Annotated in this window: 16 protein-coding genes; 12 read left to right on the forward strand and 4 right to left on the reverse strand. The window is 39.3% G+C overall.

Annotated features, from left to right (window positions below):
- Window positions 1-39 precede the first annotated feature (39 nt).
- Both CVP05_RS08915 and CVP05_RS08920 read right to left on the reverse strand, forming a co-directional pair.
- The gene (locus tag CVP05_RS08915) at window positions 40-1,350 is read right to left on the reverse strand and encodes an MFS transporter (protein WP_100289223.1); all 1,311 of its coding nucleotides are present in this window, start codon (window positions 1,348-1,350) and stop codon (window positions 40-42) included.
- 9 nt (window positions 1,351-1,359) lie between these two features.
- Window positions 1,360-2,088, reverse strand: a complete 729-nt coding sequence (locus CVP05_RS08920) for a 7-cyano-7-deazaguanine/7-aminomethyl-7-deazaguanine transporter (protein ID WP_100289224.1) — start codon at window positions 2,086-2,088, stop codon at window positions 1,360-1,362.
- Between the two features lie 255 nt (window positions 2,089-2,343).
- Between CVP05_RS08920 and CVP05_RS08925 the strand changes: the two genes are divergently transcribed.
- Window positions 2,344-3,045, forward strand: a complete 702-nt coding sequence (locus CVP05_RS08925; RefSeq protein WP_100289225.1) for a pirin family protein — start codon at window positions 2,344-2,346, stop codon at window positions 3,043-3,045.
- Window positions 3,046-3,087: 42 nt separating this feature from the next.
- Here the strand turns inward: CVP05_RS08925 and gltS are convergent, their stop codons facing one another.
- Window positions 3,088-4,263 carry a sodium/glutamate symporter gene (gltS, locus tag CVP05_RS08930; protein WP_100289226.1) on the reverse strand — a complete coding sequence of 392 codons (1,176 nt, stop codon included), beginning with the start codon at window positions 4,261-4,263 and terminating at the stop codon, window positions 3,088-3,090.
- 23 nt (window positions 4,264-4,286) lie between these two features.
- Entirely contained in the window at window positions 4,287-4,943 is a 657-nt protein-coding gene (locus CVP05_RS08935) for an RraA family protein (RefSeq protein WP_100289227.1), read from the reverse strand.
- Between the two features lie 93 nt (window positions 4,944-5,036).
- Here CVP05_RS08935 and CVP05_RS08940 point away from each other — a divergent pair, with 93 nt between their 5' ends.
- From CVP05_RS08940 to rseP, 11 genes are all read left to right on the forward strand, one after another.
- Window positions 5,037-5,975 carry a LysR family transcriptional regulator gene (locus CVP05_RS08940; RefSeq protein ID WP_100289228.1) on the forward strand — a complete coding sequence of 313 codons (939 nt, stop codon included), beginning with the start codon at window positions 5,037-5,039 and terminating at the stop codon, window positions 5,973-5,975.
- A gap of 239 nt (window positions 5,976-6,214) precedes the next feature.
- Complete coding sequence (gene rpsB, locus CVP05_RS08945) at window positions 6,215-6,946, forward strand: 30S ribosomal protein S2 (protein WP_100289229.1); 732 nt, start codon at window positions 6,215-6,217, stop codon at window positions 6,944-6,946.
- Between the two features lie 129 nt (window positions 6,947-7,075).
- On the forward strand, window positions 7,076-7,921 hold the full coding sequence (gene tsf / locus CVP05_RS08950) for a translation elongation factor Ts (RefSeq protein WP_100289230.1): 846 nt from the start codon (window positions 7,076-7,078) through the stop codon (window positions 7,919-7,921).
- 137 nt (window positions 7,922-8,058) lie between these two features.
- The gene (pyrH, locus tag CVP05_RS08955; RefSeq protein ID WP_100289231.1) at window positions 8,059-8,775 is read left to right on the forward strand and encodes a UMP kinase; all 717 of its coding nucleotides are present in this window, start codon (window positions 8,059-8,061) and stop codon (window positions 8,773-8,775) included.
- 267 nt (window positions 8,776-9,042) lie between these two features.
- A complete protein-coding gene (locus CVP05_RS08960; RefSeq protein WP_100289232.1) occupies window positions 9,043-11,283 on the forward strand; it encodes a TonB-dependent receptor domain-containing protein in 2,241 nt (746 codons plus the stop codon).
- Entirely contained in the window at window positions 11,283-12,080 is a 798-nt protein-coding gene (locus CVP05_RS08965) for a ChaN family lipoprotein (protein ID WP_100289233.1), read from the forward strand. The genes CVP05_RS08960 and CVP05_RS08965 overlap by 1 nt, the downstream gene beginning before the upstream one ends.
- Window positions 12,081-12,239: 159 nt before the next feature.
- The gene (gene frr / locus CVP05_RS08970) at window positions 12,240-12,797 is read left to right on the forward strand and encodes a ribosome recycling factor (RefSeq protein ID WP_100289234.1); all 558 of its coding nucleotides are present in this window, start codon (window positions 12,240-12,242) and stop codon (window positions 12,795-12,797) included.
- Between the two features lie 80 nt (window positions 12,798-12,877).
- Window positions 12,878-14,080 carry a 1-deoxy-D-xylulose-5-phosphate reductoisomerase gene (ispC, locus tag CVP05_RS08975; RefSeq protein WP_100289235.1) on the forward strand — a complete coding sequence of 401 codons (1,203 nt, stop codon included), beginning with the start codon at window positions 12,878-12,880 and terminating at the stop codon, window positions 14,078-14,080.
- A gap of 72 nt (window positions 14,081-14,152) precedes the next feature.
- Window positions 14,153-14,872 (forward strand): polyprenyl diphosphate synthase, encoded by a 720-nt coding sequence (gene uppS / locus CVP05_RS08980; protein ID WP_100289236.1) that lies wholly within the window; start codon window positions 14,153-14,155, stop codon window positions 14,870-14,872.
- 20 nt (window positions 14,873-14,892) lie between these two features.
- On the forward strand, window positions 14,893-15,753 hold the full coding sequence (locus CVP05_RS08985; RefSeq protein WP_100289237.1) for a phosphatidate cytidylyltransferase: 861 nt from the start codon (window positions 14,893-14,895) through the stop codon (window positions 15,751-15,753).
- A gap of 9 nt (window positions 15,754-15,762) precedes the next feature.
- The gene (rseP, locus tag CVP05_RS08990) at window positions 15,763-17,106 is read left to right on the forward strand and encodes a sigma E protease regulator RseP (RefSeq protein WP_100289238.1); all 1,344 of its coding nucleotides are present in this window, start codon (window positions 15,763-15,765) and stop codon (window positions 17,104-17,106) included.
- The last annotated feature ends 18 nt before the right edge of the window (window positions 17,107-17,124 follow it).

A 17,124-nucleotide genomic window follows, 5' to 3' on the forward strand; every position in this document is an offset into this window, starting at 1 on the left:
GATAGTCAGATAGGTCTTATTTATGGGTAAAATCTTTTTCTAAACCGACCGCACTTTTGATGATTGTGCTTTTAAAAAGCATAGGGCGACGGTCGAAATCAACATGACAAATGCCACTCCAATATATAAACTTTGTTTTTCCCAACCATTATCAAGTAGCATGCCTGCCACGGTTGGCGCTAAGATTGCTCCAATACGCCCAACACCAATTGACCAGCCTACACCAGTGCTTCGAATATCTGCCGCATAAATGGCGGGATTTAATGTGTATAGTCCGCTGATACAGCCGTTCATCAACGCTCCAACTAAGATACCAAATAACATGGCAAGCCATAAAGTTGCGGAAGATAAAATAAATATGACAGACATCAAGGCTGAGCCAAGGGTAAAGAGGATTAAAACACTACGAGCAGACCAACGACCGGCAAGTAATCCGTATAATAATGCACCGGCTGTCCCGCCAAGAGATATCATCATTCCGACAGTAACACTTTGTTCTGTTGTCATGCCTGCTTCTTTTAATAAAGCCGGCGTCCAAGAGCTAACGAAATAATAGCTGAACATAATCGCGATAAATGCAAGCCAAATGGATAGGGTTGAGCGTAGATATTGTGGGCTAAATAATTGAGAAATCGGTAATCTTCTGACAGTTTGCTCAACTTTAGGTGGAAGTGCCCAGTCTCCGACAAATCCCATTTTTGCTGCAATTTTATTCAGCTTGATTTTGGCGTTTTGAGGCTGTTTTGAGGTTAAGAAGTCAATGGATTCTGGTAGCCAAAAGAGTAAGGCAATAAAACATAATCCGGTTAAAATTGCACCAACTAAATAGACCGAACGCCAACCGTACTCAGCTTGTAATACTACCGCAAACATACCACCGAGCATTGCGCCAATACCAAAACCTGCCGCATATACACTGATGGCAAAACTACGCCATTTTTTCGAGGAATATTCGCTCGTAATGACGTTAGTTCCCACTAATATTCCTCCAACACCCAGTCCAGTAATGACTCGCCAAAAAGCGAGTATTTTGTAATCAGAGACGAAAGCCGAACCAAACATACCGATAGCAGAAAGCGCGACTGCAAGTAAGAGGAGGGGACGGCGCCCGACTTTATCGGCAAATGGTGCTAAGAACAGGGAACCTGCCGTCATACCAAATAAACCGGCACTAAATAAGTATCCTAATTCCACACCGGTTAAACCGAACTCATTACGAATAGCAGTGGCTGTAAAGGCTAGGGCTAATACGTCAAAGCCATCAAGGAGATTCATGATTGCCGCCATAATGACGATTGCCCATTGGTAGCCACTCATCGGGCTATTATCTATTGTTTCCCTTAAGTTCATAATATCTCCTTATTTTATTGAGATCGTTCGCAGGTTCTGGGGAGTAAGCGAACGTAGTTTGCGTAAAATCATATTTAATACGATACCGTAGGCTGGAACAAATAATAAAATACCCACGAATAATTTAAATAAGTAATCCACAAAGCCGAGACTAAACCAATGTTCTGCCATAAATGGATCACTACTTTGATAAAAAGCCACACTAAAAAATAAGAACGTATCAGCGGCAGAGCCAAATACCATTGAGCAACTTGGCGCAATCCACCAAGTGTTTAGTTGACGCAGTTTGTTAAATACAAAAACATCTAATAATTGCCCAAACACATAAGCCAAGAAACTCGCTAGGGCAATACGGAAAACGAATAAGTTAAATGTATTTAAGGCATTCATGCCTTGAAATTGTCCGTCCGCATAAAAGACAGAGAACATATAACTGATAATTAATGCTGGGAACATGACAATAAAAATAATCCAACGAGCGGGATTTGCGCCGAAAACGCGTACAGTTAAATCTGTCGCTAAAAAGATAAATGGAAAGGTTAATGTGCCCCATGTACTATGAAACTGGAAGTCTGATGCGGCGCCTAATAGGGTTAATGGTAAGTTTATTTCAAAGGGAATTTGCACAAGATAATTGCTGGCGGCAATAATAAAAATATGAAAAAAACTTAAAATAATTAAAGCACGGCGTTTTTGCGCGTCGTTAAATAGTGAAAGTTGAGTTTGAACGTTATTCATGCTGTATCCTTTTTGATTGATTGGGGTGAGGGAACCCAGTTAAAATGAGCTGTCATCATACTGAATTCGGGAAATTATTCAAGGGGAAGAGAATATGAAATTTATTAACTGTCAGTTGAAAATGTTTCAACTAGAAGCCCCTTTATCCATCAAAAACTTTCAGTAAACTACTTGCGTATTCATAGCGTGAATTTATGCTTTCTTATTTTGAGGAAGGCAATGGTGATTAAAAATTAGTTAGATAAAGGGACAATTATGTTACAAGTGAGATATGCGCAAGCGCGCGGACGTGGCAATCCAATGATTGAATGGTTAGACAGTTATCATACATTTTCTTTTGCCGACTATTATGATCCGCATCATATGCATTTTTCTCATTTGCGTGTGATTAATGAAGATTATATTCAACCAAACAATGGCTTTGGAACACATCCACATGCAGATATGGAAATTTTAACTTATGTGTTAAACGGTCGAGTGGCGCATAAAGATAGCATGGGAAATGCGACAGAAATTGCGGCTGGTGAGTTTCAAATTATGAGCGCTGGTACGGGGATTTATCACTCTGAAATTAATCCAAGCCACGAAGACGTGTTACACCTTTATCAAATTTGGATTATTCCAAACCAAAAAGGCGTTACCCCTCGCTATGCACAGGGAAAGTTTCCCGATGAAGAGGGCGCAACGTTGATTTTATCGCCTGAAGGTGAAGATGGTGCATTTAAGATTTATCAGGATATGCGCTTGTGGCGCTGGCAGCTGAGTAAAGATCAAAGTGCGGTCAAAAATATAGAACTTTCTGAAAGTCGTCGTTATTGGTTACAAGTGGTAAAAGGCAGTTTAAGTGTAAACGGCATCGCATTAACCACTTCCGATGCACTTGGAATCAGCAATGAAACAGCGCTAGATATTCAAGTTAGCGAAGATACTGAATTTTTGTTGTTTGATTTGGTATAAATTAAAATCATTAAGGGGCATTCACCCCTTAATTATTGGTAATTATTTAAAATAATCAATAAAGAAAGAAATAATTATCGGATTACAAATATTAATAAATATTACGGTAATAACGGGTAGTACAAACCAAGCATTTGGTGCTGCTCCATGTTTCTCTATGACAACTTTCATATTTGCAAGGGCATTCGGTGTTTGCCCAAGCCCAACACCACAGTGTCCCGCAGCCATAACCGCAGCTTCATAGTCTTTTCCCATACTACGGAAAGTAATCCAGTATGCCCAAATTGCCATTACAGTTGCTTGTACAAGCAGAATGACTATCATTGGTAAGGCTAAGTCCACAAGTTTGCTGATATTTAGTGACATTAGGGCGAGGGAGAGGAAAATATTGAGAGAAATATTTCCTAAAATATCAATTTCTTTATGTTCTAATTGACCAATGCCTGCATCTGAAAGGTTTCTTAACAACATGCCTCCAAATAGGCAGCCGACAAAATAAGGGAATTTTAAGCCAGTAAGTAATAGGAGTTCGTGAATATATACTCCAATCATTGAACCTAAGAATATAATTAGAGTTCCTTTGAATAGTTTTTTCTCACTGAGTTCGTGGAAAGATTCGTTGTTTTCCTGTGTCGAAATTTGTGCACTCGATTTTAGGTTATAGCGTGTGATTAAACGATGGGCAACAGGGCCACCGACTAAGCTGCCCAGCAATAACCCAAAGGTAGCGGCTGCAATACCTATTGTCGTACCACCTACCGCACCGTATTGTTCTAAAACAGGGCCAAAAGCAGCGGCTGAACCAATTCCTCCAGACATAGAAATCGATCCCATAGCAATGCCTAATAATGGGTGAATATCCATGACTTCAGATAATCCAATACCGATCAGGTTTTGCACGGCTAAGAATGTAACAGCGCCGATAGCTAAGATTGCGCCTTGCTTGCCACTGCGTTTGATCACCTCTAAACTACAAGTAAAGCCTGTACAGGTGAAAAAGATATTCATAAAGAAATCTTGTAGAGTCATAGTAAATTTCATTTCTACGCCCATTTTGTGAGCAAAGAAAATGAGTAAGCTACAAATTAACCCTCCAATAACTGGGGCTGGGATAAAATAGGTTTGGAGAAATTGAATTTTGCTTTTTAGATAGTTACCAAGGAAAAAGACAAGTGCTGCAATCCCCATTGTTTGAAGTAAGTCAAAAGTTATTGTCATAGTCGTGTCCTTACAGCGTGAGTTTAAATAAGTTGTAAACGAGTGAGGGTCTCTGTGAGATTCAATAATTCAGCAGTATTTCCTCCCTCCCTGAGTTTCTCTTTGAACATCGCTTCTTTTTGTTCCCGAGCTATACTTTGAGTGATTGCAACATTTAAATTTGCACGAGGGATCACAACTAGTCCGTCACGATCTCCTACGATTATATCGCCTGCGTTAATCACCACATCATCAATTATGATTGGTTCATTAATTTTTCCGGGTTGATTTTTCCCTGTACCTTTGATGCTTAATCCTTTGCAAAAAACAGGGAAACCATGTGCAATGATCGCTGAGGCATCTCGTACAGCACCGTTTACGACGAGTCCACCCAAACCTAATTTCATAGCTTGTTCTGTCAGAACATCGCCCCATACGCCAGCTTCAATGAAACCCTTTGCATCAAGCACCAAAATATCACCAGGTTTGGCTTTTAATAGCGCATAGTGAATCATTAAGTTGTCACCAGGTCGCATATCCACAGTAAAAGCCGGTCCAGCTAACTTCATCGTTCCATCAATAGGTTTAAGTTGACTACTCAGCGCTCCAAATGCTCCCTGTGCTTCATAAATTGTTGCAGCGCCTAGGTCTAGTAGCTTATGAATAGTTTCTTGTGAAATAGTTGAAATATGGGTGGTCATAGGTATTTCCTCAATTTGATTGAAATTGACCCTATTCTTAAATAAACTTTATTGCACATCAATCAACGAGTTTTGGATATAATTTCAAAAAAAATGAACTTTAAACAACTACGTTCTTTTTGTGCAATTGTGGAAAGAAAAGGGCTTACTGCTGCAGCTGAAGTTTTATTTATTGCTCCAACAGCAATTAGCATGCAATTATTACAATTAGAAGCGGAGCTGGGTGGGCTGCTATTTGATCGATCTAAAAAGCCAATGGAGTTGACTGCATTAGGGCGATTTTTTTATCCAAAAGCAAAAGGGTTAGTTCAAGAATTTCAGAGGCTTGAACGCGAAATGAAGGATTTGAGCGCAGGTAAAAAAGAGTGGCTGCGAGTAGGATTTATCCGTTCTGTCATTAACTCTTTATTACCAAAGGCAATACAAGAATTTAAATTAAAGCACCCTAATGCTCATTTAGATTTGGTTGAAGTTTTATCAGAATATCAGTTTGAAAGTTTACGTAATGATGAAATTGATATAGGAATTTCCCGTTTTATTGGTGTGCATGAAATTGAATCGAAATTATTACAACATGTGCTTATTAAAGATCCGTTCGTTCTTGCTGTATCAATCAATGATCCTTTGGCAAATAGAAGTAGTGTAAGCCTCTCTGATTTAAATAATTATCCATTGGTGTTATACCCCAAAGATGATAAAAGTAACTTTGCTCAAAAAATGTTGTCATTTTTTCAGCAAATGCAACAAGATCCTTATGTAGCATATGAAGCAGTTGAAATTCATACTGCGCTAGCTTTAGTGGGGGCTGGATTAGGAATTACCCTAGTCGGGAAGTCAGTGGCTGAAAATAATCGACAAGATGTTGCATTTATCCCAATTACTGACTTATCAGAGGGGAGTTCAGTGATTGCATTTACAAGAGAGCATGAAAGTAATTATTTGGTACATGATTTTCTTATGATCTTGCATGACATAGCTTCAGAATTAAGTGAGTTACAAACGCCAATGAATCATGTAGGAGATGGTGATTAAACATTTTCTAAGGTAAATTGGTGGTTTTGATATCAATAATATTTCCCCAAAATGATGAAAATTCCTAGCTTTTAACCGCACTTTATGGTATAAAATGCGCCGTTATTTTCATGGTGAAAATAATAGATTATTTACTAACTAAAACACACACATATCAACAAGGTTAAATTGGGGTGCCTTCGGGTTCAATTTAATGAGATATGTGGAGGCAAAACCCAACTTTATTAAAGGAAAATATCATGGCACAAGTTTCAATGCGCGATATGCTACAAGCAGGTGTTCACTTCGGTCACCAAACTCGTTACTGGAATCCAAAAATGAAATCTTACATCTTTGGACCTCGTAATGGTGTTCATATCATTAACTTGGAAAAAACCGTTCCAATGTTCAATGAAGCGTTAGCTGAATTAACTCGTATCGCGAGCAACAACGGAAAAATCTTATTCGTTGGTACAAAACGTGCAGCAACTGAAGCAGTTCAAGCAGCCGCTTTAGATTGTCAACAATATTATGTGAACCATCGTTGGTTAGGTGGTATGTTGACTAACTGGAAAACAGTTCGTCAATCAATCAAACGCTTAAAAGATTTAGAAACTCAATCTCAAGATGGTACGTTTGATAAGTTAACTAAAAAAGAAGCGTTAATGCGTACTCGCGAGATGGAAAAACTTGAGTTAAGTCTTGGTGGTATTAAAGACATGGCTGGTTTACCAGATGCGCTTTTCGTTATTGGTGCTGATCATGAACATATCGCAGTTAAAGAAGCAAACAATTTAGGTATTCCAGTGTTTGCGATTGTTGATACTAACTCAAGCCCAGATGGTGTTGATTTCGTGATTCCTGGTAATGACGATGCGACACGTGCAATCCAATTATACCTAACTGCTGCTGTTGCTGCAGTGAAAGAAGGGAAAGGCTCAGAAGATGTTGTAACTGAAGAAGTTGCAGCTGAAGCCGCAGCGGCAGAATAATTTCTGACGTAAAGGCAAACGCCCTTACAATATATTGGCTAGCAGGGGGCGAAAGTTCCCTGCTTTTTTATCATTAAGTGCGGTTATTTTTTCAAAAATTTTAATTGTACGGAATAGAGGATTTAGAACATGGCAGAAATTACTGCATCATTAGTTAAAGAGCTTCGCGAGCGTACTGGCGCGGGCATGATGGAATGTAAAAAAGCATTAGTTGAAGCAAATGGTGATATTGAATTAGCTATCGACAATATGCGTAAATCTGGTCAAGCGAAAGCAGCGAAAAAAGCAGGTCGTGTGGCAGCAGAAGGTGTTATTCTTGCTCGTGTTGGCGCAGGTTTCGGTGTATTAGTTGAAATGAACTGTGAAACAGACTTCGTGGCGAAAGATGCGGGCTTCTTAGAGCTTGCAAATGAAGTTGCGGATTATGCACTGGCGAATAAAGGTGTGTCTATTGAGGCATTACAAGCGCAATTCGAAGAAAAACGTGCGACACTAGTTGCTAAAATTGGTGAAAATATGAATATTCGCCGCGTTCAGTTCCTAGATGGTGACGTTATTGCTCAATATTTACACGGTGCAAAAATTGGTGTATTAGTAGCAGGTCAAGGTTCTGAAGAGGAATTACGTAAAGTTGCGATGCACGTTGCTGCTTCTAAACCTGAGTTTGTGAATCCAGAAGATGTATCGGCAGATGTTGTTGCGAAAGAGCGTGAAATCCAAGTTGCTATTGCAATGGAATCAGGTAAACCACGTGAAATTGCAGAGAAAATGGTTGAAGGTCGTATGAAGAAATTTACTGGTGAAGTTTCACTAACTGGCCAACCATTTGTAATGGATCCATCTCAATCAGTAGGCGATTACTTAAAATCAGTGAATACTTCAGTATCTAACTTTATTCGTTTAGAAGTAGGTGAAGGTATTGAGAAAGTTGAAACAGATTTTGCAGCTGAAGTTGCGGCAATGCAAAAAGTGTAATTTTCTATCTATATGATTAAGAAGGACAAGCTTAGCTTGTCCTTTTTTACTTTCATTTCTTTTTCTTCTATTTTCAGCCAGCTCACGATCTCGTATAATAGGTAGGATTTTATGTCCGAGTCCTAAAGGGGTAAAAAATGAGCAAACCAATCTATAAACGTATTCTATTGAAATTAAGTGGTGAAGCATTGCAAGGCGAGGAAGGTTTTGGCATTGATCCTTCGATCTTGGATCGCATGGCAATCGAAATTAAAGAATTATTAGAGATGGGTGTTGAAGTCGGTGTGGTATTGGGTGGCGGTAATTTATTCCGTGGCGCAAAATTGGCGAAAGCCGGTATGAATCGTGTTGTTGGTGATCATATGGGCATGTTAGCAACGGTGATGAATGGTTTGGCAATGCGTGATTCTTTACACCGCGCAGAGGTGAATGCGAAGCTTATGTCAGCGTTTCAGTTAAACGGTATTTGTGATACTTATAACTGGTCTGAAGCGATTAAAATGTTACGTGAAAAGCGCGTAGTGATTTTTTCTGCAGGTACGGGCAGCCCGTTTTTTACAACAGATTCTGCGGCATGTTTGCGTGGTATTGAAATTGAAGCGGATGTGGTATTAAAAGCCACAAAAGTGGACGGTGTATATGATTGTGATCCTGCAAAAAATCCAAATGCCAAACTGTATGATCACTTATCTTATGCTGAGGTGATTGATAAAGAATTACAAGTTATGGATCTTGCAGCTTTCACTTTAGCCCGTGATCATGGCTTGCCAATTCGTGTGTTTAATATGGGGAAACCAGGAGCGCTACGTCGTGTTATTACCGGAGAAACGGAAGGAACTCTGATCTGCGATTAATATTGCATTTTCCACATATGTCATTGCTTTAGGTGGGCATGTCCCACCTCATTTATCTCCATTTTTTCTACCTAGATTGATTAAGCCATAGTGATGATGGCTGAATGATCTTCCTTATCATTTTTATTTACTTTCTAAATCATCAAGTAAAGCGCTTTATTTTTTAGTCAATATAGTTTTTTATACCTTGATATTGATAACAATTATCATTAATGATAGATTATCTGCTCAAAATTTTCAATATTTACATAACTATAAGGATATATCATGAGGAGAGTGATACCACTGATTTTCATTATGTTGATATTCCATGTTGAAGCACAAGCACAAGCACAAGCACAAGCACAAGCACAAGCACAAGCAACGGATAGTTTATCAACCATTTTAGTCGAGGATACAACAGAAAATAAGGAAAATAAGCCATTTTATACTCCGTCTGCGACCTCCCAACTGACCCAAAATACACTTGGTAGAGACGTTAATGAATATTTGCGTACAAGCCCCAGCTTATTTACACAACATGATATTGGTCAAGGCGGAATCGCTATCAATCTACGGGGATTAGAAGGATTGGGGCGAGTAAATACGACGATAGATGGCGTTAGCCAAACGTTTTATCAGATGAATCCGGCTCATGGTTGGAATGGTAATACCGTGTATCTTAATGAAGATTTTATTACTGACGTCCAAATTAATCGAGGCTTCTCAAATGGCAATATGGGGGCAAATGCTTTAGGAGGGAGTGTTGCTTTTCGTACGCTTTCTGCGAAAGATTTGGTTGAGAAAAATAGTCGCTTTGGCAACCGGTTAATTCTACGCACAGGATCGAATGGATACGGACAAAATGGTATGTTTGCTACAGCTTATCGTGAAGAACTGTCCGACGGCGGTAGTGTGGGAGCATTAATTGCATATGGCGGGAAGATTAAAAAAGGCTATAAAAATGGGGCTGGTGAGGTGATTGCAGGAGATGATTTAGATGATAAAGCGCCCATGGAAAGTGGTGGACGAGGACAAAATATATTAGCGAAATTTGAGTATGCCCCAAATAGGTATCATGAATTTAAGTTTACTTATTTGCGAAATCATAGCAAAACTTATAATAACCATACGCCAATGAATATTGCTTCTTATAGCGGATTAGCTGAATATTCTTATAAGCCATTATCTGATTATATTGATTTACATACTGCATTAGCCTATTCCAATTCAAGTCAGCGATTTGAGCGAGAGAGCTATGATAATGGCTATCAGGGGCGTAAAACCCGTAATCCAGCATTACAGTTTAATATTCGTAATAATAGTCGTTTAGAGTTAGGTGAGGCGGATTTAGACATTAAAGTTGGTGCGACCTTTCATGATATTCGTTATAACGCAGATAAACATAATCAGTCAGAACCCTCTTTGATTTTGGTAGAGGGGAAACAACAGCGCGTTTCTTTATTTACCGAGACAGAAGTGCGGTGGGAAAAATGGATGTTTTTGAGTGGCATACGTTATGAACAATATGGTATGCAAGGCTATTTACCTCCAACCGAAGACGACGGGGCAATTGTTTTTCCAAAAGGCGGGAATATTCACTTTAAGCGTAAAGAAAATCATCTAAACCCTTATATTTCATTGGCCTACTTGCCAACAGATTGGTTACAGCTGTATGTGAATTATGCCCATACTAGCCGAGCGCCGAATGTACAAGAGTTTATGTATGCAAATAATGCACAGAATAACCCTTATTCTATCAATCCTTATCTCAAAGGAGAGCAAAGCATTAATCGTAATGTGGGTTTTAATATCCTAAAGCAAGGGATATTGAAACAAGATGATGAGCTACGCTTAAAAGTGAATTATTTTAATAATCGGATAAAAAATTATATTACGCAGCGGCAATTTTATATTTGTAGCAGTATAGATCAGGCCTATCATCGTTGTTCAATTGATGGATATACGGATTCATCTAATCATTCGACTATTGCGCCAGTTGGGATATTTCTTAATGAGCCAGAGCGGGTAAAAATGTATGGTTGGGAGCTTGAAGGTGGATATGATTTTGGGCAGGCTTATATCAATATGAGTTGGACAAAGACAACAACTGATACGCCTACCGATCGTTTAGCAGATATGACCAGCACCACCCGAACACAGCCTTCTAGCAAATTTATTTTAGATCTCGGTACACGTTGGCTAGACGAGCGTTTAATTATTGGGGCGAGAATGACACGAATTGGTGATGACATTGTCCCTGCGGGAATAGACTTCGATTCCGATCAAGCCATAGTAGATCGTATAAAAGGTGGACAAAAAATCTATGATTTATACGCCATTTATAATGTGAATAAACATATGAAGCTTTTTGTTAATATCGAGAACTTAACCAATACGCTTTATAACTATCCAATGAGTAGCGGCGGAACGTTAGGCGTGGGTAATTTGGGGCAACCATCAACTTGGGCCAATCAAGGAACGGGGCGAGGTAGGACGATTTATGGTGGCTTACAGGTAAACTTTTAATGATGAAATTATTATATCGTATTCCATGTGTCTTGTTGATTATGCTATGTGGATTAAATACTAGTATTGCTCATGCTAAAGATCGCATTATAAAGACCGCAACTCAGCAAGTTTTAACCGTTGATCAGCTTGTGGAGGAGTTGCTGAGCGCAGATATAGTATTGCTTGGTGAAATTCATAATGATAGATCTCATCATGAGGCTCAGCGTTTACTGTTAGAGAAAACGGCTAAACAGCGTGCTGGCGGTAGTGTTGTATTAGAAATGCTAATGCCTTCACAACAAAAGGCAATTAATGAGGTTCAGCAATGGTTTCATCAAGGAGGGAAAAGTGGATTACGTAGTTTGGCGGAAAAAATTAATTGGAATCATGCGTGGGATTGGCGGCAATACAAAGAAATAATGAATATGTTATTACATCAATCCGCAGCAATTGTAGCAGGCAGCCCAGATGACGCCGAACTCAAGGCAAATCATGCTTTTGTTCCTACTGGAAAATACAGTGGACAGGAAAGTGTTAAAATGGCTTTGACCCAACTCATTCAAGCACAGCATAAAAATGATGAAAACCTCGTTGCTTTACAGCAATATAAAGATTATAAAATGGCGAGGCAATTACAAGGGGCAAAGAAACCCGCTTGGTTGATTGCCGGAAATATCCATGTATCTAAACAACTCGGTGTGCCACTTTTCCTACAAGATAATCATTTTTCAGGCAAACTTAAAGTCTTGATGATGGTTGAATCGAAATTATTACCAGATGTTAATCATGCGGATTATTTATGGATTACTCAATAGCCTGACAGAGAGTTGATATAGATGATTGATGGGCAGATATAGGTATAGAAAAATTAGGATTTTCTCCGTTCTCAACTTACTAAGCTAGCTAAAATTTTTAAAATCAAGTAAAATCAACTAGGTCTGATTATTTTTCAAGTAATAGTAAGGGATAATATTGTGATTAACGAAATTAAAAAAGATACGCAAGCGCGTATGGAAAAAAGTTTAGAAGCGTTTAAATCTCATATTTCAAAAATTCGTACAGGGCGAGCACAGCCGAGTTTGCTAGATGGTATTCAAGTGGATTACTATGGTGCAGCTACCCCATTACGTCAGTTAGCAAATGTGGTTGCAGAAGATGCCCGCACGTTAGCGGTCACTGTATTTGATCGTTCATTGATTTCTGCAGTAGAAAAGGCGATTTTGACTTCTGATTTAGGCTTAAACCCATCTTCAGCAGGGACAACAATTCGTGTACCTCTACCTCCTCTAACGGAAGAGCGCCGTCGCGACTTGATTAAAATCGTAAAAGGCGAAGGTGAACAAGGTAAAGTGGCCGTTCGTAACGTTCGTCGTGATGCTAACGATAAAATCAAAGCCTTATTGAAAGATAAGGAAATTAGCGAAGATGAAGAGCGTAAAGCACAAGATGAAATCCAAAAAATCACTGATTCATATATTAAAAAAGTTGATGAAGTGCTAGCGGATAAAGAAAAAGAATTATTGGATTTCTAAGCATTCTCTTTATAGTAGGTGAGTAAAAATTACTCACCTTAATCACGAATAACATACTCATCTAACCTGCCTACATATTTATGAATATTCAAAAATTAACCATTCTTGGATCGACAGGATCTATCGGTACCAGCACTTTGTCGGTGATTGAACAAAACCCTGATAAATATCAAGCGTTTGCTTTGGTTGGCGGACGAAATGTAGAGTTGATGTTTCAACAATGTATCAAATTTCAACCGCGCTTTGCTGCGTTAGATGATGCATATTCGGCAAAAGTTCTACAAGAAAAATTACAAGCACATCAAAGTACCACACAAGTATTAGTGGGGCAAAAAGCGATTTGCGAGCTTGCCGCCTTGCCTGAAGTGGATCAGGTTATGGCTGCGATTGTTGGCGCGGCAGGTTTATTGCCAACATTATCCGCGATCAAAGCGGGTAAACGGGTATTATTAGCAAACAAAGAAAGTTTAGTTACCTGTGGCAGGTTATTTATTGATGAAGTGCGGTCCAATCAGGCGGAGTTATTGCCCGTCGACAGTGAGCATAATGCAATTTTTCAATCTTTACCGCCGGAGGCTCAACGTCAAATTGGATTTTGTTCTCTCAAGGAATTAGGGATCAGTAAAATAGTGTTAACCGGGTCAGGTGGACCATTCCGATATACGGCATTGTCTGAATTCGCTCAAATTACGCCAGAACAGGCGGTTGCTCACCCTAATTGGGCAATGGGTAAGAAAATTTCGGTCGATTCAGCAACCATGATGAACAAAGGTCTCGAGTATATTGAGGCTCGCTGGTTATTTAATGCGAGTCGAGAGGAAATGGAGGTAATCATTCATCCTCAATCCATTATTCATTCTATGGTGCGCTATATTGATGGCTCTGTTATTGCACAAATGGGAAACCCTGATATGCGGACACCAATTGCTGAAACTATGGCCTATCCAAAACGTATTTGCGCTGGAGCTGAACCTTTAGACTTTTTTAAACTCAAAGAATTAACTTTTCTTGATGTTGATTTTCAACGCTATCCAAATTTGAAATTGGCGATGACAGCATTTGAGGAAGGACAGTATGCGACGACCACGTTGAATGCGGCGAATGAAATTGCTGTAGAAGCGTTTTTAAACCGTCAAATTGCGTTTAATGATATTGCTAAATTGAATCAATCAACGGTAGAGAAAATGCCATCACAGTTAATTGAAAGCATTGATGATGTATTAGATGTTGATTTACGCGCAAGAAAATTAGCTCAGCAGCTCATTTTAAATTTTTCACATTAATTGGGCTGTGATATAGTGACGGGAATTTTTATATAAAAATCCGCTGAAAAAAGAAGAATATTTTGAACTAGCATGACTGAACTGGATCCTAATAATATCCCAAAACATGTTGCCATCATAATGGATGGTAATGGTCGTTGGGCGAAACAAAAAGGTAAAATGCGCATTTTTGGCCATAAGAATGGTGTAATGGCTGTGCGCAAATCCGTAGCTTATGCGCGCAAAATTGGCATTGAATCCCTTACCTTATATGCCTTTAGTAGTGAAAATTGGAGCCGTCCTGAAGCAGAGGTGAATGCTTTGATGTCTTTATTTATGCAAGCGTTGGATCATGAAGTGAGTAAGCTGCATAAAAATAATATCCGTTTGCGCATTTTAGGGGATACAGCGAAATTTAGTACGAGTTTACAAAACAAAATCCGTCGTGCAGAAAATATGACAGAAAAAAATACTGCGCTCACCTTAAATATTGCGGCTAATTATGGTGGCTGTTGGGATATTGTTCAGGCAGTAAAGCAATTAGCTCACAAAGTGCAAGCGGGAGAATGTGAGGTGGATCAGATTACTGAATCTTTATTTCAGCAGCATTTAGTGACTGGGGAGCAATCACCTGTGGATTTATTAATCCGTACAAGTGGGGAGCAGCGAATCAGTAATTTTTTATTGTGGCAAACGGCTTATGCAGAATTTTATTTTTCTGATGTATTGTGGCCGGATTTTGATGAAACCATATTTGAACAAGCGGTTATTGCATATCAGCAGCGTCATCGCCGTTTTGGTGGTAGTGAATAACAAAGAAACAGGAGTCACTTTTGCTTAAAGAACGAGTGTTATCAGCGATTGTGCTGATTTTAATAGTATTTGCAGCATTATTTTTCTTTCCTCCTTTTTATTTTGCCCTAGCAATTGCGGTAGTAGTGAGCTTAGGCGTTTGGGAATGGACGCAATTTCCACGTTTTAAATTACCAATTTGGCGCATGGTCATTACCGGTATATCGGGTGCGCTTTTATTTTTATGGATTTACGGAGAAGCGGATTATTTAGCCGTTGGCAAAGTCTTTACAGATTATGCGCAACCGTTGTTATTGAGCGGAGTAATTTGGTGGATGGTGGCGTTATTACTGGTGATTGCCTATCCAAAATCCACGATACTTTGGCAAAATAGGGCCTTATTGCATTTAATTTTTGCAGGCTTTACGCTTGTGCCTTTTTTCATCGGGGTGTTAATGTTGCGCCTTGATCATTATATCTCTGATCCATATCAAGGAATCATTTTATTACTTTATGTCTTTGTCTTAGTTTGGGCTGCAGATTCTGGAGCGTATTTTGCAGGTCGTCAGTGGGGTAAGCATAAATTAGCGCCAAAGGTATCACCGGGTAAAACTTGGGAAGGAGTCATTGGCGGCTTATGTACAGCGGCACTGTTTGCGTGGTTATTTTTAGCCTTTACGTCAATTGAAGCCAATATAGCTTTGCCGCGTTTTATCGGGTTATCTGTTGCGACAGTCGGTGTTTCAATTTTAGGTGATTTAACAGAAAGTATGTTTAAACGGGAAGCGGGGGTGAAAGATAGTAGCCAATTAATTCCAGGACATGGCGGCGTTTTAGATCGCATTGATAGTTTAACTGCGGCAGTACCGTTTTTCACCTATTTTTATTTTTTTGTGTTATAGGATTGAACCATGTCATTTTTGTGGTCTTTAGGGTCGTTTATTATTGTCATCGGCGTATTGGTGTCTGTACACGAATATGGGCATTTTTGGGCAGCCAGAAAGTGCGGTATAAAAGTGCATCGTTTTTCTGTTGGCTTTGGTAAGGTATTATGGTCACGTAAGGATAAACAGGGAACTGAGTTTGCTCTGTCCATGATTCCGTTAGGTGGGTATGTCAAAATGCTTGATGAGCGCAATGAAACGGTTCCACCACATTTAATGTCTCAATCTTTTAATCAAAAATCTGTTTTGCAGCGCGCCTTCGTGATTGCGGCTGGACCACTTGCGAATTTTTTATTTGCTATTTTGGCGTATTGGATAATTTATTTAGTCGGGATTCCAAGCGTAAAACCAGTCATAGGTTATGTCGAACCACAATCAATTGCAGCGCAAGCGCGAATTCAGCCTAGTTATCAAATTACGGCGATTGATAATACACAAACCGCAGATTGGGAAACCGTCAACATGGTATTGGCGACGAAAATCGGCAATCCACATGTTACATTGACTTTGCAAGCTTTTGGTGAATCTCATGTAATGCAAAAAACCTTAGATTTAAGCCAATGGCGATTTGACCCGGATAAAGAAAGTGCTTTTGGTGCTTTAGGTATTGAACCTGTACGAGCTAAAGTCGATATGACCTTATCGAATGTTGTTGAAGCTGCGCCTGCTGCAAAAGCTGGTTTGCGTGTAGGGGACAAGATCCTATCGATTCAGCATAATGATGAGCATGTGACTTGGCAACAATTTGCTGAGGCGGTGCAGGCCGTGAAAGGAGAGGCGCTTTATATTAAATATGAACGCGCAGGACAAATTTATGACACGACAGTTTTCCCAATTTTAAATGAACAAAAGCGCTGGTTTGTTGGTGTGTCACCTACCTTTGAGCCTCTAGCGGAACAGTACCGAACCGAATTAAAATATGGTATGCTTGAATCCCTACAAAAAGGGGTAGAAAAAACATTTCAATTGTCTTGGCTAACGATTAAGGTGATTGGCAAATTATTTACTGGTGACTTATCGCTAAATAATCTAAGTGGGCCGATTTCTATTGCTAAAGGCGCAGGAATGTCTTCTGAAATAGGACTAGTATATTATTTGAGTTTTATGGCACTGATTAGTGTTAATTTAGGAATTATGAATTTGTTTCCATTACCTGTTCTTGATGGTGGCCATTTAGTTTTTTTAGCTGCTGAAGGGGTTCGAGGCAAACCGCTTTCAGAACGAGTACAGGAAATCAGTTACCGTATAGGTGCGGTCTTGTTGTTGATGTTGACCGTATTTGCCGTATTTAATGATTTTTTACGTTTATAGTTGTTGTAATAAACGATA

The sequence above is a fragment of the Conservatibacter flavescens genome, assembly GCF_002795425.1.
Classification (GTDB): Bacteria; Pseudomonadota; Gammaproteobacteria; order Enterobacterales; family Pasteurellaceae; genus Conservatibacter; species Conservatibacter flavescens.